Source organism: Planotetraspora mira (genome assembly GCF_016863275.1).
Taxonomy (GTDB): domain Bacteria; phylum Actinomycetota; class Actinomycetes; order Streptosporangiales; family Streptosporangiaceae; genus Planotetraspora; species Planotetraspora mira.
Genome location: NZ_BOOO01000037.1, coordinates 161,621 through 185,822 on the forward strand (window position 1 = coordinate 161,621; position 24,202 = coordinate 185,822).

The 24,202-nt window shown below is 65.9% G+C and carries 20 protein-coding genes and 1 pseudogene; 9 read left to right on the forward strand and 12 right to left on the reverse strand.

Going from position 1 to position 24,202, the window contains the following annotated elements; all coding sequences use genetic code 11:
- Positions 1 to 35 precede the first annotated feature (35 nt).
- Both Pmi06nite_RS31855 and Pmi06nite_RS31860 read right to left on the reverse strand, forming a co-directional pair.
- Positions 36 to 860, reverse strand: coding sequence for an AAA family ATPase (locus Pmi06nite_RS31855; protein ID WP_203956866.1), 825 nt, complete (start codon positions 858 to 860; stop codon positions 36 to 38).
- Positions 861 to 972: 112 nt separating this feature from the next.
- Positions 973 to 2,493 (reverse strand): TnsB C-terminal domain-containing protein, encoded by a 1,521-nt coding sequence (locus Pmi06nite_RS31860; protein WP_203956907.1) that lies wholly within the window; start codon positions 2,491 to 2,493, stop codon positions 973 to 975.
- A gap of 313 nt (positions 2,494 to 2,806) precedes the next feature.
- Here Pmi06nite_RS31860 and Pmi06nite_RS31865 point away from each other — a divergent pair, with 313 nt between their 5' ends.
- The 6 genes from Pmi06nite_RS31865 (at position 2,807) to Pmi06nite_RS31890 (ending at position 13,161) form a co-directional block, all read left to right on the forward strand.
- The gene (locus tag Pmi06nite_RS31865; RefSeq protein WP_203956867.1) at positions 2,807 to 3,181 is read left to right on the forward strand and encodes a winged helix-turn-helix transcriptional regulator; all 375 of its coding nucleotides are present in this window, start codon (positions 2,807 to 2,809) and stop codon (positions 3,179 to 3,181) included.
- A 677-nt stretch (positions 3,182 to 3,858) separates the two neighbouring features.
- The gene (locus Pmi06nite_RS31870; protein WP_203956868.1) at positions 3,859 to 4,716 is read left to right on the forward strand and encodes a coiled-coil domain-containing protein; all 858 of its coding nucleotides are present in this window, start codon (positions 3,859 to 3,861) and stop codon (positions 4,714 to 4,716) included.
- 1,892 nt (positions 4,717 to 6,608) lie between these two features.
- Complete coding sequence (locus Pmi06nite_RS31875; RefSeq protein ID WP_203956869.1) at positions 6,609 to 7,118, forward strand: hypothetical protein; 510 nt, start codon at positions 6,609 to 6,611, stop codon at positions 7,116 to 7,118.
- A 327-nt stretch (positions 7,119 to 7,445) separates the two neighbouring features.
- Positions 7,446 to 10,445: a hypothetical protein gene (locus tag Pmi06nite_RS31880; protein ID WP_203956870.1), complete on the forward strand. Its 3,000-nt coding sequence runs from the start codon at positions 7,446 to 7,448 to the stop codon at positions 10,443 to 10,445.
- Positions 10,446 to 10,447: 2 nt separating this feature from the next.
- Entirely contained in the window at positions 10,448 to 12,094 is a 1,647-nt protein-coding gene (locus Pmi06nite_RS31885) for a hypothetical protein (protein ID WP_203956871.1), read from the forward strand.
- Positions 12,091 to 13,161: a hypothetical protein gene (locus tag Pmi06nite_RS31890; protein ID WP_203956872.1), complete on the forward strand. Its 1,071-nt coding sequence runs from the start codon at positions 12,091 to 12,093 to the stop codon at positions 13,159 to 13,161. Before Pmi06nite_RS31885 ends, Pmi06nite_RS31890 begins: the two co-directional genes overlap by 4 nt.
- Here Pmi06nite_RS31890 and Pmi06nite_RS31895 read toward each other — a convergent pair whose 3' ends face one another.
- On the reverse strand, positions 13,162 to 13,578 hold the full coding sequence (locus Pmi06nite_RS31895; protein WP_203956873.1) for an acetate and sugar kinases/Hsc70/actin family protein: 417 nt from the start codon (positions 13,576 to 13,578) through the stop codon (positions 13,162 to 13,164).
- A 214-nt stretch (positions 13,579 to 13,792) separates the two neighbouring features.
- On the reverse strand, positions 13,793 to 14,080 hold the full coding sequence (locus tag Pmi06nite_RS31900; protein ID WP_203956874.1) for a hypothetical protein: 288 nt from the start codon (positions 14,078 to 14,080) through the stop codon (positions 13,793 to 13,795).
- Between the two features lie 835 nt (positions 14,081 to 14,915).
- Between Pmi06nite_RS31900 and Pmi06nite_RS31905 the strand changes: the two genes are divergently transcribed.
- Together Pmi06nite_RS31905 and Pmi06nite_RS31910 are read left to right on the forward strand one after the other, a co-directional pair.
- On the forward strand, positions 14,916 to 15,725 hold the full coding sequence (locus Pmi06nite_RS31905; protein ID WP_203956875.1) for a FadR/GntR family transcriptional regulator: 810 nt from the start codon (positions 14,916 to 14,918) through the stop codon (positions 15,723 to 15,725).
- Between the two features lie 340 nt (positions 15,726 to 16,065).
- On the forward strand, positions 16,066 to 16,818 hold the full coding sequence (locus tag Pmi06nite_RS31910; RefSeq protein ID WP_203956876.1) for a FadR/GntR family transcriptional regulator: 753 nt from the start codon (positions 16,066 to 16,068) through the stop codon (positions 16,816 to 16,818).
- Between the two features lie 175 nt (positions 16,819 to 16,993).
- On the opposite strand, the gene Pmi06nite_RS31915 is transcribed toward Pmi06nite_RS31910, so the two are convergent.
- The 6 genes from Pmi06nite_RS31915 to Pmi06nite_RS31940 all read right to left on the reverse strand — a co-directional run bounded on the left by Pmi06nite_RS31915 (position 16,994) and on the right by Pmi06nite_RS31940 (position 22,595).
- On the reverse strand, positions 16,994 to 17,824 hold the full coding sequence (locus Pmi06nite_RS31915; protein WP_203956877.1) for an amidohydrolase family protein: 831 nt from the start codon (positions 17,822 to 17,824) through the stop codon (positions 16,994 to 16,996).
- Positions 17,821 to 18,165 carry an L-rhamnose mutarotase gene (locus Pmi06nite_RS31920; protein ID WP_203956878.1) on the reverse strand — a complete coding sequence of 115 codons (345 nt, stop codon included), beginning with the start codon at positions 18,163 to 18,165 and terminating at the stop codon, positions 17,821 to 17,823. Before Pmi06nite_RS31920 ends, Pmi06nite_RS31915 begins: the two co-directional genes overlap by 4 nt.
- Complete coding sequence (locus Pmi06nite_RS31925) at positions 18,162 to 19,349, reverse strand: mandelate racemase/muconate lactonizing enzyme family protein (protein ID WP_203956879.1); 1,188 nt, start codon at positions 19,347 to 19,349, stop codon at positions 18,162 to 18,164. The genes Pmi06nite_RS31920 and Pmi06nite_RS31925 overlap by 4 nt, the downstream gene beginning before the upstream one ends.
- Positions 19,350 to 19,377: 28 nt before the next feature.
- The gene (locus Pmi06nite_RS31930) at positions 19,378 to 20,289 is read right to left on the reverse strand and encodes a carbohydrate ABC transporter permease (RefSeq protein ID WP_203956880.1); all 912 of its coding nucleotides are present in this window, start codon (positions 20,287 to 20,289) and stop codon (positions 19,378 to 19,380) included.
- Positions 20,290 to 20,293: 4 nt separating this feature from the next.
- A complete protein-coding gene (locus Pmi06nite_RS31935) occupies positions 20,294 to 21,139 on the reverse strand; it encodes a carbohydrate ABC transporter permease (protein ID WP_203956881.1) in 846 nt (281 codons plus the stop codon).
- Between the two features lie 88 nt (positions 21,140 to 21,227).
- Complete coding sequence (locus tag Pmi06nite_RS31940) at positions 21,228 to 22,595, reverse strand: ABC transporter substrate-binding protein (protein WP_203956882.1); 1,368 nt, start codon at positions 22,593 to 22,595, stop codon at positions 21,228 to 21,230.
- Positions 22,596 to 22,732: 137 nt separating this feature from the next.
- Here Pmi06nite_RS31940 and Pmi06nite_RS43055 point away from each other — a divergent pair.
- Positions 22,733 to 23,037, forward strand: a pseudogene (locus Pmi06nite_RS43055) (alcohol dehydrogenase catalytic domain-containing protein); the annotation flags it as partial.
- A gap of 47 nt (positions 23,038 to 23,084) precedes the next feature.
- On the opposite strand, the gene Pmi06nite_RS31950 reads toward Pmi06nite_RS43055, so the two are convergent.
- Positions 23,085 to 23,552, reverse strand: a complete 468-nt coding sequence (locus tag Pmi06nite_RS31950) for an integrase core domain-containing protein (protein ID WP_203956884.1) — start codon at positions 23,550 to 23,552, stop codon at positions 23,085 to 23,087.
- Positions 23,553 to 23,769: 217 nt separating this feature from the next.
- Positions 23,770 to 24,183, reverse strand: coding sequence for a hypothetical protein (locus Pmi06nite_RS31955; RefSeq protein ID WP_203956885.1), 414 nt, complete (start codon positions 24,181 to 24,183; stop codon positions 23,770 to 23,772).
- Between the last annotated feature and the right edge of the window lie 19 nt (positions 24,184 to 24,202).

The following is a 24,202-nucleotide window of genomic DNA, read 5'->3' on the forward strand; positions in this document are numbered from 1 at the left end:
CGCAAACGGCTCCTGAACACCAGCGGCCGGGGTACTCATGCGGTGTCCTGGTCGCCAAGCTTGTCCAACGCCCAGGCCAGCACCTCTTCGTCCACAGTGGTGCGCTGGAGGTGTTTCAGTGCTTTCACTGCCAAGACAGTGATGCTTGCCCACGCGCGGAAGTTGCCGTGCCCGGAGCGCCTGTTGGCCTGCAAGATGATCTCTAGGTCAGCCTTGGCCCAGATCGGGTGGTAGACCGGAATCACCGCCATCACCTCGGCAGGCGTCAGCGGAGCGAATTTCTGCCACAGCAGGATGCGTGAGGACAGCATGGGCTCGCGCCGCAGCACCTGGTAACAGTTCTTACCGCCGACGAAGACGATGGTGATGTCGGTTCGACGGTCATCCCATAGATGCCGCCACAGTTCGAAGCATTCGGTGGACAGCCACTGCGCCTCATCGCAGACCAGCACCCGGAACCGTTCCGACAGCGTGTCTTTGAGCAACGTGTCGAATTCCAGAGGGTGGGCCGGCTTGGGTCCCGGCAGTTCGAGAGCATCGAACAGAACGCCCCGGATGTCACGGGGGTAAGGGTGAGAGCGGAACTGCACGCGTATGGTGTCAGCTGGTGCCAGCTCGCGCAGCGAGGCGTTCACCGACAACGTCTTGCCGAGGCCAGCGTCGCCATACATGCACACCATGGCACGCTCTTCGATCGCGATGGCCAGATTGTCCTGCGTGCGCTGCAGGGCCGCGGTGACCACCACGCTGGCGCCCTTCAAGCGGAGAAAATGATCATGATCTTCACCTAGAGGATCCACGAAACCTGCGCTCATGATGTTCCGTTCCGTCTGGTGCGGTACCACATAGCGGCTGACCATGTAGCGGTCGGCGCGGCGAGCGGCGCGTTCACCAACAGCGTCTTACCGAGCCCGGACTCGCCGAGCGCCCACGCGGTGCCGTTGTCATCGCGCAGGAGCCCCGAAACCACTTTCATGGTTGGTCGCCCTGTTCACGTGTGGAGACTTGCTGTGTGGACTTCGGGAGAACCCAGCCCGGTGCTGGCGGCCTCAACGGGATGAGATTGGGACTGGCCTTCAGGGGCCGCTTGTCCCGCTCGGCCTGTTCCAACTCGATACTTGCTTCCAGCGAGGTCAGCGCGCCCAGCACACGTGGCGGCTCGGCCTGGGTGACGGCCCCATAGCGGACCCTCCGCTTCTTTGCCGCCGCCTTGAGAATCTGGTTGACGCGTTTGCTCGCGGCGCGACGCGACGCCATTACCGCAGCGACCTGCTGCTTGGACGCTTGGTCGGACAAGTAGGCCGGGCCTAGATGGCGGCCGGTAACCGCGTCGAACACCTCGACCTCATGGTCATGGTGTGGCATGTACCGCAGGCGCACTTTCAGCCCAACACCGCACCTGCCCGTCATCCACTCCCCCGCGTACTTACGGCCACCCCACGACACTCCCTTGTCAGTGATCGTCCGCACGCGGCCGTCGTCCTCCAGCATGAACAGGCGCAGATCCTCGGCTGGGACGTCATCGATCGGCCAGGCATCTTCCTGCCATGCCTGGAGCGGGGTACGGCCGGACAGAGCGGGCTTGGGCAGGTCGACGTTCCATTCCCGCACCCAATCCAGCAAGTGCTCGACGAAATCCTCAAACATTAGCGCAGGCGCATCGGGATCGATGGGAGCGCCGTTCAGCTCAGTCGGCTGACCGGTGTAATGCGGCAGCGACTTGCAGAACATTGTCTGCACAGCCCCGTTCAACGCCTCCACCCGGCCCTTCAGGTGGGGGTGATAGCCGGGCAGGTCGCTCACGAGCACGGCGAAGCGGCCCAACGCCGTCCCCACCGTCTTGGACAAGAAATCCCGGCCCCGATCGATCCTCACGGCCGCCGGTACCCCCCCGAAGGGCCCGTACCGGTCATCACGCAGAATCGAGCTGCGCAACGCCGCCAGGATGTTACCCCGGTTGGGGTAGCTCGGCGTGATAGCCAGCCCGCAGATACCGTCGCTGGCACAGTCGATAAACCAGGTCACCCACGGCTTGCGCAACTGGCCATCAACGCAGACCTTCACCGGCAGCTCAACATGATCGCCTTCCCAGACCGTGTTGCGGTGATGGCCTTCGCCGTCCGTCGGCCGCCGCAGGTAAACGTCGAAACGGCGGCGCGCCCGCTCACCTTTGCGGATGCCGGCCTTCTCCCCCGGCGTCAGCGCGGCGTCGACCGCTCGATACAAGGTGCGCAGGCTTGGGGCAGGCGGCCCGCCCCCTCGCTCCTGCTCAAGTAATTCCCGGTGGAGGCGAGCGCAGTTTCCCCCTAGCAACGCCAAGTGAGAAAGAAGGTCGTCGTTCATGGTGAACCGCCGACGCGACCGACGCTCCACCTCTCCCTCGGCCCGCGCACGAGCAAGCCATCGCCAAAGCGTTCGCGGCGCGGCTCCCACGCATGAGGCCATGAGCTCTATATGCGCGGACGACAATTCTTTGCGCGCATCCAACGCCATCAACCGCCGCGTCACCAGTCCGCGCAGCTCAAGCAAGGATTGCTGCTGCGGCTCGGCCTCTGATCCCCCAACGAAGGAGCCATCACGCGACCCAAGGACAGGGTCAGCTTCGAAAGGGAGACATCGCACAGGCCTCCGATCTGAGTGGCCGCACCACCACCGCTGGGGCAGCCACCTCGTCTGCCAATAACCGCCAACCAATACTCGGCACTACAGTGGCCCAGAGGACCACCTGACCACTGGTTGTGAAACCTCTGTCACAGTGAGCCACACTTTAGCTCCGCACAACACCTGGTGCTAGGGAGGAACCAAGATGGGGCGCCAAGAATCCTCCGCTGAATTCTCGGACCCAACACCCGTATTTCAGCCCCTCCAACTTCCTCCGCCCGCTTCCAACGCCTTCGACGTGCTGACCCGCCGCTGGGTGCCCCAAGTTCTCTACCTGCTGTGCCAACGCCAGGCGCGCTTCAGTGAACTTGCCCGTGCACTGCCCACCATGTCACGCAGAGTTCTGATGCAGCGCCTGCGCCAACTTGAAGACGAACAACTGATCCAGCGCATCGTCACCCCCGGGCCTCCAACACGCATCACATACGAGATCACGGATCTTGGCGCCGGACTGGGCGCCACACTCCGTCACGCCGAGATGTGGGGTGAGCGTTATCTCAAGGCCAGACCCTTGCCGTAACGCGAGGGACGCCCAGCGCCACCCGTGGATCTTCACACGCTAAGGGTGCACTTAGGCGCTTACCTCGTGCGGAGGTGCCGCCAACCGGCCGGGGGGCACGTCCAGCGGGGCGAGGGGTCAAAGTGGTGCAGCCTCGTACACCTGGCCGGTTGCCCTGCGTGCCACCCGACCACCCGAGGTCCGCCGGCGTTTGCCTGGGTCGTACACGAACCGCTCCGCCTAGCATTAGGCAGTTGATCGACGTCACTGACAATTTCATGACACACGCCGCTGACATCAGATGGCAAACTGCCACGTCAGAAGGTGTTTTCTGTCTGTCAGTAGATGGCAGAACTGCCATCTACTGACAGACGCACAGCATAAGTTTGGCCGCCCGCGAAAGATCAAATGATTGCCTCATGCCTGACGCTTAGAATGTTGCGAACACGCGCGGCGGAGGGCAGCACTGGATAGTGCGCCCATCTAGGCAGTTCCGCAGTCAGAGAAAGCGCGCTGACCAGCGCACTGACATCGTCTGGCAAATCTGGACTGACAGTTACGTGGCAATTCGCAGTAAAGCGGCTGGTGGCCGGCTCTCAGAGGCGCTGCGCTCGTACTCTCACGCTGCTGAGGCTGCGTCCCCGGCTTCGCGCCCGCCCGCTGCTAGAGCTCGCCCAGGCCTTAGCGAGCTCACCACGGTGCTCGCTGAGCTGACTCATCAGCTCGAGCAGGCGCAAAGTGGCGCGTTGGCGCAGATCGACGCCGCAGAGCAGGAAGCCTCAGAGGCCCGCAACCTCGCAGAGACGGCAGAGCAACAGGCCGCACAGGCAGAGCGAGCTCGCCGCCAGGCGGTTGCGGCCGAGCGCGTCGCCCACAATAGACAGCTCGAGGCAGAGCGGCGGCTGGATGATACGCGCACCGATACCGAACGGATCCGGACCGTAGCGTGGCAACAGGTGGCCGAGCACGAGGCGGCTCGTGGCGGTGCGGAGGCTGCCCTTGATGCCGCCCGTTCTGCCCAGGCTGACCTAACTGACCAGCGAGATTCGGCCTTGCGAACCGCCGATGAGTTGCGCGCTTCTCAGCTGATCCAGGCAAAACAGCTCGAAGCACTGCGGCGCGCTCTCGCCGAGGCACGCGCCGCATACGATGCGCGCGCGGATCGGCTAACCCTCGCCGAGCAGGCTCTTGCCGAGGCCGCTGCCGATAAGGCAGCGCTGCGCGAGCAGGTGAGCGCCGCGCTGGCGCGAGCAGAAACTGCAGAGACCGAACGAGATCGCGCCCGAGCTCAGGCCGAGCAAGCCGCTGCAGAGGCCCGGGGAGACATCCACAATCTGCGCGCCGATGCGGATCGTCACTTGACCGTGATCACCACGTCCCATCAGGCTGAATTGGCGGCGCTGAGGGCGAGTGCCCAGGACGCCCGTGTCCGGGCCGAACGCGCCGAGGCGCAGGCCGACGCCGCTGAACTTCAGCGCCAGATTTTCGCCCGTCAACTTCATGATCTTCGCGCTGAGCCTGACATCTCGTCAGCTGCAGCGGGCGGGCAGGCCTAAGCGTGGGCAAGGTCGCCAGGTGGAGACCGCGACGTGATCCGGGTGTCCCCAGATGCCTCGATGAAGGACGGCGCGAACAAACGCCGCGATTGGCACAGCGACGTTCATCTACCCGGGCTGTGGCGAGCCTCAATGAAGGGCGGCGCCATAGAGCGCCGCGATCCGTACATTACGGCCATGCCGACCAGGTCAACGATGCCTCGATGAAGGACGATACAAACGAGCACCGCGATTCACTGGCCTCGGAACAACGTTCAACCTGCCGAAGCCTCGATGAAGGGCGGCGCGAACAAACGCCGCGACGCGAGCTTCTGGCCTGCACGCTGAATACCACGAGGCATACCTCGCGACACCGCTCACTCTCTGGTCTCGTAACACGTTTCCAGGCCTCGTTGAAGGACGGCGCCAAAAGCGCCGAGACTTCCTGTGCACGAGCATTGCCGTGACGCAGGTCTCTCCCTGATGAAGGGCGGCGCCCAAGAGCGCCGCGATCGGGGGACGAAACCGAAGACGCCGGCACGGTCAAGCCTCGATGAAGAGCGGCACTAACGAGCTCCGGATTAGTCTCGTCCTCCGCGCCCCAGGATAAGGGTCTGACCTGGATGAAGGGCGTCGCACACGAGCGCCGCGACCCCGGCAGGCTGGCCAACCACTCGAGATAGGGCAAGCCTCGATGAAAGGCGGCGCCGATCAGCGCCGCAAGAACAGCCCCGTGAGATTGTCGCCAACCCCGTCCCCGCCTCGATGAAGGAAGCGAGCGCCGGGATGTGGTCCTGTAGTGGTCGTATGCCCATGCGCCCTCGCCTCGACTAAGGGCGGCGCCGACGAGCGTCTGCCGGGTGGACGTCAGTGGCCGGCTTGAAGCCTCGATGGAACGGCGGCGCCCACGGGCACCGCGATACCCGGGTGGCAGGTCGGACCTGCCCGCTTACAAGATGCCTCGATGAAGAGCGGCGCTCTGGAGCGCCGCGACCGGTCCATGAGGGAGGGTTGCATGGGCAGGAGTCGGCCTCGATGAAGGGCGGAGCTTTGGAGCGCCGCGACGTGTCGCCCACGGTAGCGAACACCGCTGGAGCGTTATGCCTCGGTGGAGGGCGGCACCCAAGAGCGCCGTGACAACGTCTCGGAGCCGGCCGCACCGACGTAGAGGTTGCCTCGATGAAGAGCGGCGCTCTGGAGCGCCGCGACCTCCAAGACAGTGACCCTCTCTATGGATTATGTGACGCCTCGATGAAGGCGGCGCTCCCAAGCGCCGCGACGCCACCGGACACAACACTGCCAGAATCGGCGTCTGGCCTCGATGAAGGGCGGCGCCAACAAGAACCGCGATAGGGCACCGGCACCGTCGCCACCACCGCCCGATGGCCGCCTTGATGAAGGGCGGCGCTCAGGAGCGCCACGACTGGGACGCCCGGATCGACTGGGTGGAATGGGACACCGCGCCTCGATGAAAGGGGCGCCGACGAGCGCCGCCACTGGAGCTTGGGGTGCTGCTTGGGCCCATGGATCGGGCCTCGATGAAGGGTGGCGCCGCACAAGCGCCGCGACGGTCGACGGGGCCTCCATGCGGCAGTGCGATAGTTGCCCTCGATGAAGGGTGGAGCCCGCGAGCGCCACGACCTCGGCGTCCTCCTGGTCGTGTACGGCTACTTCGCGCCTTGATGAAGGGCGGCGCCCACGAGCGCCCCGACGCGGTTCACCGTCGTGCACGTGGGTTCGGCCTGCGGGCCTCGATGAAGGGCAGCACCCACGAGCGCGCGCTTAATCACACTTTCGTTGTGACTTACTAACGAATGGCCAAGACGGTCCCCGAAGTACGCTAACGCCGCGCGGCTTTTGGGCGATCTGCGTAGTGAACGGCATCAGGACCTTCGACCCGAAAGAGGGCTTGCATGGCTGAAGACAGCAAGTCCGCCCGGTACAGCGAACACCTGGATGTTCTGCTTGCGTTGATTACCTACTTCAGCCTCGCGGAGTGGCGCAGCCGCTCTCCGTATTGGCTGGCCAAAGACCTCGGCCTCAGCATGCCGATGGTCATGTCGGCACTGGACGCGTTCCCTGGTCTCTTCCGGAAGAGTCGCAAGGTGCACCCGACCGACGTCGGCGACCAACCCGCCTACACGCTGCATGCACGTTACGCGCGTCGTCGAGAGCGGACGCCGATGTCTCCCGGAGGGGACGAATCGACATCGAGTACCCCTACTCCCCCGCGGCGCGGGTCTAGCGAGGAACTCGATCCTGACACCCTTCGCGCGCTCCTGGATTTCGTAGTCGAACAGGCCAGAGCGGAGCGCGAATCGGATAGGCACGCACGGGCTCAGATCTGGCTACGGGTGGGTGTGATCGTGGCCGCGGTCAGCAGTCTGCTCACCGCAGTCATCCAGCTGTTCATTGCGGCGTGATCAGCAGCCCGGGGAGTGGATGGAGGCTGGTGCCGCCACTTACGACAACCTTGTACACACCCACTCTTTTCCGGATTCCTAATCCTGTGCTACTTCGCCGACCGCGCCTCGGCCTGATCGCTGTAGTGATAGGCAATGTGTCCGCGCCTTGCTGGCCATGGCCGTTAATTTTACCGATGCGCGGTTTGTGCTGTTTAGTCCGAAGGCGTACGCGGCCTTTGAGCATGCGGTGGAACATCCAAATCAGTGACGCCTGACATTATCTGTAACTGAAAAGAAAGAAAAGGATTCGTGGATAAGATCCACGGTGCGGCAAATAATGGTCCCATGTCGGCCGATGTCATCCGCGTTCCAATCGTCGAGTTCATGGTGGTCCGCTCTCCGGAGCCGGTCGGCACCCTGGCCTCCTACCGTCACTTCATCCGCGACGAGATCAGCCGCGCGCCGGTGCTCACCCATGTGCCGCCACCCGACGCCTATTCGGTCACCCGGGTCTCGCCGATCGGTCGGCTGGTCTATGACCTGGTCTTCTGCCGTGGTTTATCCGACGCCGACTTTCCGGGGGCGCTCAAGGCGGAACTGCTCGCCCGGCTGGAGCCCAGCCGGGCGCACTGCCCGAGGCAGGGAGAGGATCCCGGGCCGCTGCGGCTCGTCCTCGAAGACCTTGAGCAGCACGCGTACCTGCTGGAAGGCGAGGACTACTACATCCTGCCCGACACGCTTCGGCAGCTGGCCGAGCACCCGTTCATCGCGGACCTAATCGCCCTGGGTCCGGTGCTGGAACGGGCGCTGGATCACGACGACATAGCCGTTCTGCTGAGCGACGTGACCGCCGTCCTGCGCGGGACGCCGGTCGACCAGGTGGTCTTCGAAAACGGCTACACCTCGCCCGGCTTCGCCGAGGCCAAGCGGAGCCTGTTCGACGTGCTCTACCTGCTCTACCTGCTGCGCAAGTGGACGCGGGTCAACCTGACCGGCATCCTCTCCGGTCTCCGCGTGCTCCACGTGCTGGAGGCGCTCGCCTTCGACGTGGTCTATGAGCGGGTACGCGCCGGAGGAACCGACCCCACCGACGGCACGATCCTTACGACGCTCGCGCAGTACGTGCCCGACCTGGCTGGCTGGGACCCCGCGTCCCCCGTGCCCGGAATGCCACTCGTCGCCGACAAGCACGCGCTGGAGACCCTGCTTACGGCCACCCCGGTGATCCATCCGCTGTTCTCCCGGCTTAACCGGTTCACCCGCCCCTTCAACGACATCAAGCCGATCGGCGTCGGCGACCTCAAGGTTGTCAAGCAGTGGCTGCGCGGCTACACCGTCGGCGAGATCGCGCACGTCGACACCGTCCTGCGCAGCGAATTCAAGTCGCGGGTACACCGCCGGCTGGAGAAGACCGAGGACGTCTTCTCACTCACCCGGGAGCAGCAGAACGACGTCCAGCGGGACACCCAGACCACGGACCGCTTCGAGCTCAAACGTGAGGCCGAGGACGTCGTGAAGACGGACCTCAGCGCCAACGCGGGGCTCAGCGTCAACGTCAACTACCAGGGCACCGGATACAACATCGCGTCCAGCGTCACCGGCGGCTTCGCCTACGCCCGGTCGGCCACCGAGACCGCCCGGATCGCCACCACGTACGCCCGCGACGTCGTCGACAAGGCGGTCAGCCGGATCCAGAACAGGGTCGTGCAGCAGCGCACGACCACCCAGCTGTTCGAAACCGAGGAGACCAACACCCACACCTACGACAACCGCGAGGGCGACGAGCACGTCTCCGGCCTTTACTACTGGCTGGACAAGAACTACCGCGCCCAGGTGTACAACTTCGGCAAGCGCATGATGTTCGAGTTCGTCATCCCCGAACCGGCGGCCTTCCTCGTCGAGTCTCGCCTGCGGGCGTTCGAGGCCACCCTGGAGATGCCGACGCATCCCGTCGAGCCGCCCGAGGAGACACTCCCGCAAAGCGTGCTCGACCTCGACCCCGCCACGATCGACGAGGTGGAGTTCCGCCGCCTGTCCCGTGTCTACGACCTCACGGACTTCACCTACCCGGCCGAAGAAATCAAGGTCGACTTCGTCAACGCGAGCACCGGCCGCAACTACTTCAACGACAGCCAGGTCGACTCGAACACCTGGCAGGCCAGGACGTACCAGTGCCGGCTCAACGCGAAGGACTACGTCATCACCAACCTGGTGGTGACGGGCTACATCTACTACTGGGGCGCCAACGACACGAGCCCCTGGTTCAACGAGCAGAACACCTTCGACGCGTACGTGGACGGCCACCGCTACGCGCACGACGTCGACAACGCCAGCGAGCGCTGGTTCCTCACCCCCAGGGTCTACCCCGGCGAGGACGCGCCGCCGCTTCGCGACCAGCAGGTCAGCCTGGTGCTGGGATTCTGGGACGTGGCGCAGTTCGACCTGAGCGTGTTCGCTGAGCTCAAGCTGTCGGACACCGCCCTCGGCGACTGGCGCGACAAGGTCTACCAGCACATCCGCGACATAGAGCAGAAGCGCGTGGACGCGATCAACGACCTGCGCAAGCAGACGTACCAGAGCGAACTGTCCGCCTACAAGGAGCGGGTCGCCGAGATCCGCTCGCTGGCCGTCAACGAGATCCTCCAGGGCCAGTCCGAGGCGGCCAACCGGCAGGTGATCCTCCGCGAGCTCAAGCGGCTCTGCCTGTCGATGCTCGCCAGAGAGTTCGACTTCGCGGCCGAGGACGACATCCTGACCGACCTCGACGACACCGGCAGCCGCCCGGTCAAGTCGGAGTTCCGCCGGTTCCGGGTCACCGAGGAGCCCGACGAGAAGGGCGTGCCGCAGCCGTCCGCGTTCTACGAGCTCGGGACGAAGCAGCTGGACTTTCCCGTGCCCATCGTCGCCACGGCACGCCAGAAGGGAAGGTACGTCCAGTTTCTGGAGCAGGCGTTTGAGTGGCACCAGCTCGCGTACATCTGTTACCCCTACTTCTGGGCGACGCCGCCACGGTGGATCGAGCTGATGAACCGCTCCGACCGCGCCGACCCGTTCCTCAGCGAGTTCCTGCAGGCCGGTTCGGCCCGCGTCCTGCTCGCCGTGACCCCCAAGTACGACTGCGCGGTCCAGCACTACCTCGAAACCGGCGAGCCGTGGTTCGACGACGACCCCCCGGTCATCGGCGACCCGCTGTTCATCCCGCTCCACCAGGAGCTGCGCCGCCGCCAGGACGACCGGGCCGGCGCCGAGCCCGACGGCGAGTACTGGGACTTCACGCTGCCGACCTCGCTGGTGTACCTCCAGGACAGCAGCACCGCGCTGCCGCCGCTGCTCGACGAGGAGTAGCCGTGGAGGAGGCCGACGGCATCGAGATCGTCCCCGGCCCGAGCCGCTTCTTCGACGACGGCGCCCTGATGTCCTCGCCCGAGGCGGCGCCGCCTTCCGTGGGCGATTCGATCGCCTGGGTACGCCGGGTGGCCGTCTACGAAGCCGCGCTGGCCAAGGAGTACCGCCTGATCCGCATGTCGCTGCCGGACCGCCCCCGGCCGCACCACCCGGTCACCGTGGACGGCCGGACCGTGGACCTGGTGTACGACGCCACACTCGACCGGCAACTCCACGGCCTGTACGTCGGCCACGGCTGGCCGGCCATCCTGGCCGTACAAGCCGCCCTGGAACGAGCCGCCACCAGCTACCCCAGCCGGAAGCTGCATCCGTGGAAGGTGGTCAAGGACTTCGCCGAGTACGCGATCACGGCACTCTGGACGCGGGTCCGCGCAGCGCTGGCCCAACTGGACCGGATGGCCACCGACGAACTCGCCCTCCAGCTCAACCTGAGCGCCAACCTGGTCAACGAGACCTGGCAGCTGCTCGGCGTCACCACGAGCGACAAGGACGAGCACGGGCAGGAGCACCGGACACCGAACATGACGGCGTCCTTGGACACCGTGACATGGACGAAGAAGACCTTCTACCGGCTGACGGAACCGAAGCCGCTGCAGAGCATCATGGAGCTGATGCCGAGAGCGGTCGAGATGCGCCGGCGGCTCGGCGAGATCAAGCAGAGCCTGGTGGCCATCTCCGACACGATCGAGTGGGGCCGTCAGGAGGCCTCGGGAGCCAACTTCCCGGGCGACGTCAGCATGAAGCTGAGCCTGCAGCAACTGCTCGCCGAGGCGGACCGGGTCACCGCTGAACTCGAGGGCGTGCTGACCCGGATCCACAAGGTGACCCCGCTCGCGATCCTCGTCCTGCCGTTCCTCCAGGAGCCGGTCACCCAGCTCGCCGTGGAACAGTCCGTCGGCGAGGTGCTAATCCAGTTCCTCGGCGAGGCCGAGCGCATCGTCAAGGGCCTGCCCCAGGAGGGGAGCTGGGTGGCGCGGATGACGCAGGACGAGCGGTCCCCGGAAACCCAGGTGCTCGACCTGGCAGTCACCGGAGCGATCGGTGACGTCCGCTTCCTGAGCATGCTCAGCGAGCGGACCCTCGACCGGCTCGTCGAGGCCGACGCCGTACCGAAGGACAGCTTCGAGTACGCGGTCTGGGCGCACTACAAACGGCAGCTGATCATCCGCCTGGCGATCGAGAACAAGAAGGCGGAGTTCTGGCAGAGCATCGGCTCGTTCCTGGTCAAGGCGGCCACGCTGGTCACGCTTCTGCTGGTCAGAGCCCCTGTCGGGAGCTTCGCCGCCCGTGTCGCCACTGCCCTCAACGTCGGCATGATGCTGTTCCAATGCTTCACGGTGGCACATCAGCTCGCCCAGCTCGACCAGCAGCTCGCCCAAGCCATGGCCGAGGTGGACCGGCGCAGCGCGGCCGAGATCGCCCACGTGGCCGAACTCCTCGCCAGCCGGCGCGACTTCGAGCCGCAGCTGGAGCGCGCGATCGTGACCGAGATCGGGCTGATCGTGGTCGCCGGGGCCTGGCCGCAGTTCCGCGAGATGATGCACATGCGCGGCTATTACTTCGACCTCCAGACCCTCCTGGAACCATGATGGGCCTCACGAAGGCCGACGTGGCCGCGATCGCCAAGAACGCCGACAGCTCGATGTCCACCAAAATCGTCAAGACGCTCGCCCACCACGGCACCAAACCGGCAGCCGTCGCCCACGCGCTGGCGCTCACCCCGATGTCGGCCCCGCAGCGCCGCAAGCTGCTGTACGCCCTCGTCAAAAGCTCCCCCGAGGGGGCGGCGCGCCTGAGCCTCCTCGCCAACGTGGACGCCCGCCTCCGCGTCGAACTGCCGACCCGGCTGGCGAACACCCCCCTCACCCTGGTGAACTTCGGCGTCTCCACCACCGACGAGATGGCCGACCTCATCACCGCACGACTCACCCGCATGGAAACCGGGGCGGCTTCCCTGGCAGAGTTCCAGGCCGGGCTCGACGGCTGGCGCCGCAACATCGTCGGCAGCGTCCTGTTCGAGCGCCTGATCAAGTACGACCCCCACCTGAGCCTCTTCATCAACAAGTACGGCACCGACTTCATCCGCATCATCAACAACGACATCGCCGACAAACCACGAGCCCTGCTCGGCGTGGACGGCAAAGCGCGCACCGTCTCCGAGCTGTTCGGCCCACCGCGGAAAGTCGTCAAGGTAGCCCTCGTCGGCCCCGACGACGTCACCCGGGAATTCACCGACTTCGGGCAACTCGCCGTTAATCCCCAAGACTGGTGGGCTTTCCTCCCCATTGAACTGAAACTGGAACGAGCGCTCGCGGGCGTGGCCGGCCAGTTCAGCGAGTTCCGCCCCCGCCTCTCCGTCGCCAAATCAATGATTGCCACGGTTATCGAGGGCGGCGAAGAGGTGCAACACATCATCAAACCAGCTCAGCTGGTGTTCCTCCGCCACGACCTCGGGCAAACCGTGATTGCCCCCACCAGCGCCAAACAAATCGCCGCTATCCGCGCATCGGGCCCAATCGACCCTTCTTCAATAGCCTCCATCGTGGATTTTGGCCCCGCTTTCAGCCACAAACACCAGTCGATGTACTACCGCGCCCGAGTTCTGGTCGACCGCCGCTGGCTCGAAGAGCTGATAATGCCGTTGACCGACCCATGATTAGCTGATCGCGATGGTGGTGGGGTCGGACAGCACCCGCTCGATGACGACGTCCACGGTCTCCCGTGACGCCGCGCCGAAACCCAGATCGGAGGCGGCGAACGCACACCGGCCGATGGCGGCGGCCAAGCCAAGCCGGTCCAGCTCCGTCTGGGCGACGGGGATGATCCGGTCGGAGAGCCGGGCGCAGTAGTCGCCCAGGACGATCACCCGCGGGTTGAACAGGTTGACCGGGCTCGCGGCGCCTCGGCCGAGCCACCGGCCCACCTCGGTGATCGCCGCGTCGACCCGGAGGTCGCCCTCGGCGCGCCGTTGCTCCATCTCGGCCAGCCGTTTCTCCGGGTCGCGTACGACCTGCTCCCCGATCCCATAGGCGTGGTCCGGGGTGGCCAGCCGTACCAGTGCGGCCAGGCCCACCTTGGTCTCCAGCAGCCGATTCGGCCGCCTCCTCCAGGGAGAATCTGCACCTTCACGATGGTGGACCAGTCCTACCAGCACAAACGCAGAGTTTTGTCAGTAGTTACGCAGGGTTTTGTCAGTGCGGGCGCAAGGTTATGTCAGCAACTGCGCAGAGTTATGTCAGTGACTCCGAGCGGGGAGACCGCTCGTGCTGATGCTGGCCACGGTGGTCTCAGCGCGTCGGCTCTGCGCCGTGATCAACAGTGCGGCTGACTAGGGCAAACGTCTCACGGCTGAGTTGCTCGTAGCTGGCCCACTGACAAAACTCTGCGCATTTACTGTCAGTAGCCCTGCGCTCAACACAGGTGACCTGGCAGACCTGTGCCCACGTCAGCGGTATTCGGCTGTCGTCCAACTCGACCGGGTGCAGGACACGGGCGTAGGCCGCGAAGCCGCGCGGCACCACCGCGCCGACCGTCCCGAGCGGCCCGCGCAGCCGCTCGGCGATCCAGTCGCCCACGGACACGGACCGCCACAGGTCATTGCCCGGGCTGTCAGAGGGACAGGGCGATGTGTGACGTCGCCGGCAGGCCAAGAGGGACCGACCTCGGTCGAGGAGGTGCGGGACGGCGCCCTCAACGCCCATCGCGTCGTGCGTACGGCGTTTGACGGCCATCGCATGTCGCCGCGGGCGTAATCCGGTCGGTCACGTGCTTCTCCAGGACGACGCGGTCTCACGTGACCGCGCTTAGGAGTCGGGGTGGAGCGAGGCGATGGAACCCGACGTGGCCGACCACGATGCGGAGGCATGTGAAGCGCCTCCACACCCGCTGATGTGGTTCAAGCCACAGGGCGTCGAAAGGAGTGTTTCCCGGTGCTTAGTTACTAACTACGGTTTGCGCGATGGGACCCGTCAAGCCCTTAAGAACACTTATTTCAGGACACGCACACCAGAGCTCTGGCCGTTGTTGGCATTGCAGTTCCACTCACCTGCAGAAATCTGAATCCGTCTTGTCAGGGCGGATCGACCACCCTTGAAGTGAGCCACCCAAATATTTCGTACTCTTCGTACAGCCGGGAGGAGCTACAAGCGAAGGCGGAGCACCGGCGGCTCCTGGTGTGTCGGCTCCTGCCGCACCGCTGACACACCGGAGACGTGGCTCCGCGCCCAGCTCGACCTGCAGATCGTGTGCCGGGACGACTCGGGTTCCCGCCGGCGTGCGCCGCGCCCGGAGAGCCGCGCACGCACCGCCTCAGCGGCGAACCCCGGCTTCGCCGCAACCCAACAGTTCATCATATGAATTACGTATGCGCAAAGGCTATACTCAAGTTGTGACCATCTCCCTGGAGGCCCAGTGACTGCCGCGTCCTCTCAATCCGGTCTGGCCGCGGGCGCTTTCCGCGACTTGCTGGAGCCGATCCGGCACAGGCGACCCCGCCGCCTGGGCGATACCGTTGTCACCTATCTGGTCGACCGCATCGTGTCTGGGGCCTATCCGGTGGACACCGTGCTCCCGACAGAGCCCGAGTTGTGCGAGGAGTTCGGCGTCTCCCGCACGGTGGTGCGTGAGTCGGTCAAGCTTCTCGAAGCGAAGGGCCTGGTCAAGGCAGTTCCTGGCCGAGGCACCCAGGTTCTGGAGCCCATTGGCTGGAACCTCCTGGACCCCGTCGTCCTGGAGGCGCAGATCCGGCACGACAGCGACCTGCGCATCCTCGACGACCTCGTCAATGTCCGGGTGGCCCTCGAATGTGACATGGCGGCACAGTGCGCACGCGTGATCACGCCCGTCCAGGCCGAGGCGCTGACCGAGCAGGCGAACGTGCTTGCAGAGAGCCTGGACGACCCGCTGCGCTATGCCACGGAGGACGTCGTCTTCCACGAGATGATCATGATCGCCTCCGGCAATCGTCTCGGTCATGCGATCATCCACGGCATCCACGCCAAGGCGCGACTGTCGAGCCAGTACAACGGCGACCCGAGTAAGGAAGAACTCGTCCAGTCGCTCGCTGAGCATCGGCAGATCGAGTCGATGATCCTTCAAGGCGACGCACAGGGAGCCGTGGCCGCGATGCGCGTCCACATAATGGGCTCGTGGGCCAGGCGCCGCCCCCGCGTCCTCGGGGCGCTCTCCGGTGGAGTCGGCGCCCGCGACACCCGCCCGTGAACGACGGCTCCGATCGCACCCATTCCACCCCCAAGGTCAACGCGGCGAGTCGTAGTCACCGCGCCTGGAGCTGTGCCTCGCCGGATGTACGGCGAGCGGAATAAGTCATACTCTTGCAGGTGATCCCAAGAGGGGAGCACCGTGACCGACAGTCACCGTGAGGGCGGATACCGGCCGGGCACCGGCGTGACCAGATCATGGCGCGCCGACATGGTCCGCGGAATTCCCACGGTCGCCAAAGCCACGTGTGCCTAAGTCTGAAACTCACCCTTGACGGCCTTCGAATCTCCTACGCTGATCTGTACCTAGAAGAGACGCGTCGCTGCACTAGAGTGCATCCATGAGCGCTGAAGCGGACGCGTTCGCCTTCTCCTCCCGTCGGCCTGCCAAGCGGCTGAGCGTCGCGGTGGTCAGCGAGCTGGTCGAGCTCATCGTCACGGGTGAACTTGCCGAAGGGGAGCTTCTGCCTCCAGAAGGTCCGCTCTGCGAGCACTTCGGCGTCAGCCGGACGGTTCTCCGTGAGTCGGTCAAGCGGCTCGAGGAGAAGGGCCTGGTGGTCGTGGCGCAGGGCCGGGGAACCCAGGTGGCCCGCTCTGGATCCTGGAACATGCTCGACCCGATCGTCCTGTCCGCGCTCATCGACAACGACGAGTCCCTGGGCGTCCTGGACGAGCTGACGGTCGTCCGCGGCAGCCTCGAGTCCGCCATGGCGGGGGCGGTGGCGCTGCGGCGCACGGCGGAGGAGCTGACCCGCATCGCGCATGCTCTGGAGTCGATGCGCGAGATGCAGCATGAAAGCGACTCCTTCCGGCAGGCGGATGTGGTCTTCCATCTCACCATCATGGAACTCTCCCGCAATCGTCTGGCCGAGAACATCGCAAAGCGCCTCTACCGGCGGGCGCTCGAAAGCAGCAGGTACCAGGGGATGAGGTACGAAAACGCCTTCCACTCCACAGTGGAGGAGCACACTCTGGTGGTCGATGCGATCTCCCGCCGGGATGCCGAGGCCGCGGAACGGGCGATGCGCGACCACATCGTCAGTTCCTGGAAGCGGCGTCGACTCGAGGCGCCCGACGAGGAGGCCGGACTCTAGAGCTGCTCGGCGTCAGCGTCGAGGTAGCGGATGCCGCGATCCCACGCCCGGCGTACAGTCTGAGCAGCCTCGTCGTCGCTCACGGGCCGGCCGAAATCGCCGGGTGCCGATCCACCGAGACCGATGACACCATGTGCCGACCGGCCTCGGTTGAGCAGATCCGCGACCGTGGCCGTCAGGGGCCGAGCCTGTAGAAGGCCGACGCGGTGCCGGACGTGATCGCGTGGCGCTCCGCCGGGCTCAGCTCGGCGATGAGCTCGTCCACGGCGCGTCGCCACGCGACCGGTCCGGCCCCCAGCTCGGCGAGCGGCCAGTCGGAGCCGAACATGAGCCGCTCCGGGCCGAACGCGTCGAGCGCCACGCCGACCACGCGGCGCAAGTGGGCTCCGTCGCCGCCGCTCATGACTCCGGCCAGCCCGGAGATCTTCGCGAAGGCGTTCGGCCGGGCGGCGAGCTCGCGCAGGCCGGCCTCCCAGCCGGCGTCGTCATCCGACTCGGCGATCCCGCCGAGGTGGTCGACGACGAAACGAACACCGGGGTGCGCGGCCACGACGGTCGCGGCCTGCGGTAGCTGCCACGACCGCACGACCAGGTCGAAGCCGAGGTCGCGCGCGCCCAGCTGCTCGAGCGCCGTGCCCACGTCGGGTCGTTCGAGCCAGGCGGGGTCGGGGTCGACATGGACCAGGTGACGGATCCCCACCAGCCTCGCGCGCACCGAGGGGTCGAGCTCGTCGAGCTGCTCCGCGACGTCGGCCGTGAGCTCGGCCCAGCCGACGACACCCACGATGCGCGAGCTCGGGTGCGCCAGCAGCCGCCGCGTCTCGGCGGCGCTGTTGCTCGACTGCACGACGACGGCGGCGTCCACGCCGGTGGCGTCGAGCATCCGCTCGAGGTCGGCGGGCGCGAAGTCGCGGTCGATGACCGCCATCGTCGTGGGGTCAATCCACGGCTGCGGGTCGGTGGCCCGGTTCCAGAGATGTACGTGCGCGTCGATCAAGCGGCTCACGACAGATGCCAGATCTCGTCGAGCGGCTGCCACAGGGCCCCGGGATCCCGCTCTTCCACGATGCGCACCTGGCACGGGTCGGTATGGGTCCACCACTCGCGCGTCACGGGGTCCTCGGCGATGCGGGCCATGTCGACCGCGTGATCCTCGCCGACGTACTCGTAGTAGGCGAACAGGGTGTCGCCGACGATGAAGATCGAGTAGTTGGTGACGTTCGCGTCGCGCAGCGTCTGCTCGACCTGCGGCCAGACGTTGCGATGCAGCTCGAGGTACGCCTCCCGGCGCTCCGGCCGAACGCCGACGACGAGGGCGTGGCGCTCGATGCGGTGCCGTGCGCTCATGACCTCACCTGCTCCGCCGCCGGCCCGCCGATCCGGTCCTGCTGACGCAGGTCGGGAACGAGGCGCAGCCCCGCCCGTGCGGGACGGACATGCGGCCCGGCGAGTGCGGCCGACGGGTTGGCGGCTCGCACGATCTTGATGCGATCCTCATCCACCCGGATGCCGAGGCCAGGCTGATCGCCGAGAACGATGCCGCCGTCCTCGAAGTCCTGGTCGACCTGGAGCCCGATGGGAGACGAGAGGTCCTGAACCTCGAAGGCGAGGTGGTTCGGCACCGCCGTGGCGGCATGCGCCAGAGGGTTGGCGTGGTACGCCACCGGGCTCACGGGCAGGTCGTAGCCATGGGCCACCGCGGCCACCCGGAGGAAGTGCGTGAAGCCCCAGACGTTGCCCACCTGGACGATGTCGACCGCGTCGGCGTTCAGGAGCGGCCGGTACTGCTCAAGTCCGGTGAGGTTCTCACCGGTGGCGACGGCGGCGCGGATGCCGCTCCGGACCGAAGCCAGCCCGGCCGCATCCCATCGCCGCACCGGCTCCTCGACCCAGGCGAGGTCGACCGCACGCTCCAGCGCCGTAACGAATCGCACCGCCTGCGAGCGGTTCCACGACTCGTTGGCGTCGAACATGAGGGCCGGGTGCGCCGAGTTGCGGGCGAGGACGTCCCGCAAAGCCTCCAGCCGACGCAGGTCGTGCTCGAGATCACGCCCGCCCTTGAGCTTGGCGGCGCTGAAGCCCCGGTCGGCGAAGCGCTCGTAGAGGAGCACGAGGGCCTCGTCGTCGAGGGCGATGTCCAATCCGGAGGCGTAGCCGGGGACGAACCGGTCCCGGCCGCCAAGGGTGCGCCAGAGCGGCTCGTTCGCCGCCTTCGCCTTGAGGTCCCACAGCGCCATGTCGATCGCGCCGATCGCGCCGAACGTCGCACCTGAGTGGCCGGTCTTGAAGACCCAATCCAGCATCCGGTCGTAAAGGGCGGTGACGGCCCGCGGGTCCTCACCCTCGACGGCGCCGAAGACGCGGTCGATGTCGCCGTGCGGACCGAGCCCGACGCCCTCGAGACCGCTGTCGGTCTCAAGGATCAGCACGTGCACATCGGTGCGCGGTTCCGGCATCACCCCGTTGGCGTCGCCGATCAGCCGTCCCCAGTCGTGCACCGTCGTGAGGCTGCGGTATCCGGTGACCTTCAAGATTGCTCCTTATTCACAATGGTCCGACTCACTCCTTGGTGCCGCCCGCCGTCATGCCCGCGACCAGGAAGCGCTGTGCGAAGAGAAAGACGATCAGCACGGGCAGCACCGAGATGACGGTCGCGAGCGCGAGCGTCGGCAACTGCACGGACTGGGCCCCGGCGGAGCTGGGGTTGAACGCCGGAGTCGAGGCGAGCAGGGACGTCAGACCGACCTGGACCGGGTAACCGTCGCTCGAAGGGAGCATCACGAAGGGCAGGAAGAAGTTGTTCCAGCTCTGCACGAAGCTGAAGAACGCGACCAGCGCGACGACCGGCGCCGCCAGCGGCAGCGCGACCCTGGTGAACACCTGAAGCTCGGTGCACCCGTCGAGGCGCGCCGCCGCGAGCAGATCACGCGGGACGCTGGTGGAGAAGTAGATGTACGTGAGGTACACCCCGAACGGGAAGAACGACATCGGGAGGATCACCGAGAGCGGGCTGCCGATCAGCCCGACCACGTTGAGTTCGAGGAAGATCGGCAGTACCAGCGCGGTGTTGGGGATCAGCATGACGATCAGCGTCAGCACGAGGAGCGACCGCCGGAACCGGAACTCCGTCAGGGCCATCGCGTAGCCCGCCGGGATGCTCGCGATGATCGTGATGATGAGCGCGCCCACGGCGTACAGCGCCGAGTTGCCCACCCACGCGGTCACCGCGCCGTCCTGGAAGCCGAACAACTGGTCCCAGTTGGCGGCCAGGTCGCCGAGACTCCCGGGCAGGAACGGATGGTCGACGATGAGCCCGTGTGCCGACTTCGTCGTCGCCAGCAGCAGCCAGACCATCGGGATGACGAAGAACAGCACGAAGATCGCGACCACGACCGCGACGATCGTCCGTCCGCTCCAACCGCTGACACCGCTCGGTCGCCTCGCGTGGCGACCGGCGTCCACTGTTGTCATGACCTCAGCCCCTCTCGAACAGGCCGCCGCGCGTCACGAAGACGGCCGACAGCGCGAGGGCGACGACGAGCAGCAACAGGGAGATGGCCGCCGCTCCGTTGAAGTCGTTTTGCTGGAACGCGTACTGGTAGGCCAGCTGGTTGAGCGAGTAGTCGTTGGGCACGACCGCGTTGCTGGCCTGTGAGAGCAACTGTGGCTCGACGAACAGCTGCGTACCGGCGGCGAGCGACATGATCCCCATGTACGAGATCCACTTGCGCAGCAGCGGGAGCTGGATGCGCCAGGCGATCTGCACGGTGCTCGCGCCGTCGATGCGCGCGGCCTCGATCACGTCGCGACTGATGTTGTTGAGCGCGCCGTACATGATGACGATCCAGCCGCCCGCGCCGGTCCAGAACGCGATGACGGCGAAGACCGGCGGCAGGTTGGCCGGCACGATGACCTGCACGAAGCTGGAGAAGCCCATCAGGTGCAGCAGGCCGGAGACCGGGCTGGCGGTCGGGTCCAGCACGAACAGCCACAGCAGCACGCTCGACGCGCCCGCCAGGGCGCCCGGTAGATAGAAGACGAGCCGGAGCGTCTTGCTCAGCCAACGCACGCGGACCGTGTGAACGACGATGGCCAGGAACGAGACCAGGACCACCAAGGCCACCAGCCACATCACCAAATAGAGTGCGACGTGCGCGACGGCGGGCAGGAAGCGGAAGTCGCCCATGACCTTGGTGAAGTTGGCGATTCCCGCGAAGCGCCCATCGCCGTCGGTGAAGGCGAGGTAGACGGCGTACAGGGCGGGAAGGATCCCGAACGCGATTGTCAGCACTGCGTAGAGAGCGATGAAGGCGTAGCTCATCGCGCTACGTTCACCGCCGTCACCCCGGCCGGCCGGCCGCCCGCGCGGTATCACCGCAGACCGGGCGGCCTCATCCATAACCGTCATGTCACTTGACCGTGTAGCCGTTGACCTGGGCCTGGTTCTTGATCGCGGTCTCCCATTCGGGAAGCAGATCGACCAGACTCTTGCCGCCGGCAATCGCGGGGGTCATCGTCTTGGCCCAGATCGCCTCCTGGCTGAAGACCCCGGAGCCCCACCCGCTCCAGATCTGCGGCCCGGCCTTGATCAAGGCCTGCAGATCCGTGGCATAGTAGCCGCTCGACTCCTGCTTCTTGATCCACTTGTCCGCCGCGGGTGCGTAGGCCGGGTAACCGGGAGCAAGGTTGACCTGGTAGTCGTCGGCCGTCGTGACGAACTCGACGAACTTCTCGGCCGACTTGAGGTTCTTTGAGTGGCTGCTGATGAACCAGGTGCCACCGCCGACGTTGCCCGTAACGGCGGTGTCGCCCTGCCAGGCCAGCGGTGCCGCGACGCCGAGCTGGCCCGCGGCGACGTTGAGCGACTGCGGGTTGTTGAAGATGGCGCCCGCGTACCACGCCGGGCCAGGCATCAGGAGCACCTTGTCGGAGTACTTCTTCACGAACTCCGGCGTGAAGACGCTCACGTTGGGGGCGGTGCCGTTCTTGATCAGGATGTCGAGCATCGACGCGACGCGCTTGCACTCCGTGCTGTCGGTGTTGACCGTCACCGTCTTGGGGCCGGTGATGTCGTTCGCCTGGCACTTACTGCTCCAGAAGTAGATTTCCGAAGCGAAGGAGTCTCCGACGGCGCCGACGATGTAGCCGGGGTGCTCCTTGGCCACCTTCTCGCCGATCGCCTGGTACTCCTCCCACGTGGCGGGGACGGAGTAGCCGAACTTGTCGAGCAGGGTCTTGTTGTACCAGAGCACCACCTGGGAGAGGTCGTTGCGGAGGCAGTAGACCTTGCCCTCGACGGTGCACGGGTTCAGCGAGCCCTGGGTGAAGTCGTCGAGCGTCGTCTTCGGGACGAGCCCGCTGTTGAGGACGGCCGCGAACGCCTGCTTGCCGTTGCTTTTCTGGCTCGCCCACGCCGCGTCGTTGTTCTGCGTTGAGAACACGACATCGGGCCAGCCGTTGCCTGCCCGGTCGAAGAGTTGAACCTTCGTCCGGAAGGAGTTCGAACCGTTCGCCGAACCGTCGTACGTGACGACGTTGAGCTTCACGTCGGGGTTGGCCTTCTTGAAGGCGTCGACCGCGCTCGAACGGTCGGAGTCCACCCACACGGTGATCGGGGCCTTGTCATCCTGTGTGAGCTGCGGAAACCCGTATGAGCCGACCGAGGAACCGCCATTGCCGCCACAGCCGGCCAGCGTGAGGACGATGGCGAGCGCACTCGCGCCGCCGATCGCACGCATCCGTCGCTCGGTATATCCGTGATGTTTGTTACGGACCATGTTGGTGTCCTTTGTCCTGTCACCCACATTGACGACCCCCGAGATGTGATGAAAATAGAGCATACGTATTACGTGTGCAAGCGATATGAAGCGCCGCTTGAGCACAGTGAGGACAGCCGATGAACGATGCTGCATACATGGGCGAGGGTCGCCTGGGGACGGTGTCCGTGGACGTCGGGCCGCCCGGTCCGGGCGAGGTACAGGTCGCCGTCGCCTACTGCGGGCTGTGCGGGACCGACCTCCACATCGTGCACGGCGACTGGATGCCAGGGTGCGCACGCCCCTCGTGTTCGGCCATGAGACGTCGGGCACCGTGGCGGCGATCGGCGCGGGCGTGGAGGGCTGGAACGTGGGCGACCCCCTGACCGTCATGCCGCTGGTCTGGGACGGCACCTGCCCCGCCTGCCTCTCCGGGCATCAGCACATCTGCCAGAACCTCGTCTTCGTCGGCATCGACTCTGCGCCTGCCGAAAACCCTATCCATGCATTTCAAGCGGCATGCGAGTACTCGTGGAGGACTCCGCCGAGCCGGTCTCGTCGGCGTATCCTCAGGTCGGCGATTCGCTCTGGATCTGTGATCGAAACCGGGACGCTACGCAACGGGGCGGCTTGGGCCAGGGCCTCATGGGCTCGGTGCTGGTTGTAGAACCGTTCGTACTCGCGCAAGGCGTTCCGCAGGTGGCGTTCGTTCCATAGCAAGCAGCAGTCGAGAAGCTCGCGGCGGCACGACTGCACCCACCGCTCCATGATCGAGTTCATGCGCGGCATCCGGATACCGGTGAGCACGCTCTGGATGCCGGCCTCGGCGAGGATCTCGTCAAGGAGGGCAGGGAACTTCCCATCCCGGTCACGGATCAGATAGCGCGCCCGACAGCCCGCATCTTCCAGATCCATCACAAGATTCCTCATTGCCTGCAGCACCCAGCTCGCGGTCGGGTGGGCGGTGGTGCCCAGCACGCGCACACGCCGGGTGGCGTGCTCGATGACGGCCAGGATGTACTGACGCTGCCCACCCAGGGTGACGGTCTCGATGAAATCGCAGGCCAGAAGAACTTCGGCTTGCGAACGCAGGAAGGCGGCCCACGTGATGGACGCCCGCTCGGGAGCCGGATCAACACCTTCCTGCTTGAGGATCCCCAGACGGTGGAAGGAGCCACCGTGACGCCGAGCGTGGTCAACTCGCCGTGCACACGCCGATATCCCCAGGACGGGTACTCCCGGACCAGGCGCAGGATGAGAGCGCGGATGGAGCGGACGGTTGGCGGGCGCCGGGCCGCTTCGGCCGGCAGGTACGGGCGTGACGCTGTTTCATCAGATCGCGGTGCCAGCGCAGGACGGTGTCTGGGCGAACGAGGAGCCGCACTCGGCGTAGGACGTCGCGGGGCAGCGACGCCAGCAGGGCGGCGAGAAAGGCCCGGTCTTCGGGGGCGAACCTCACCCTGGTGCCAGCGCCGAGTTGCCGTTCAAGGACGCCGATCTGGTGACGCAGGGCGAGAATCTCGGCATCCTTGCCCCGATCGCCTATCGGCAGCAACCGCAGTGCGGCGAAGGCGTTCGTGACGGTCAGGTAGGCCAGGCGAAAGAGCACGAGTGATCATTCTGCCGCG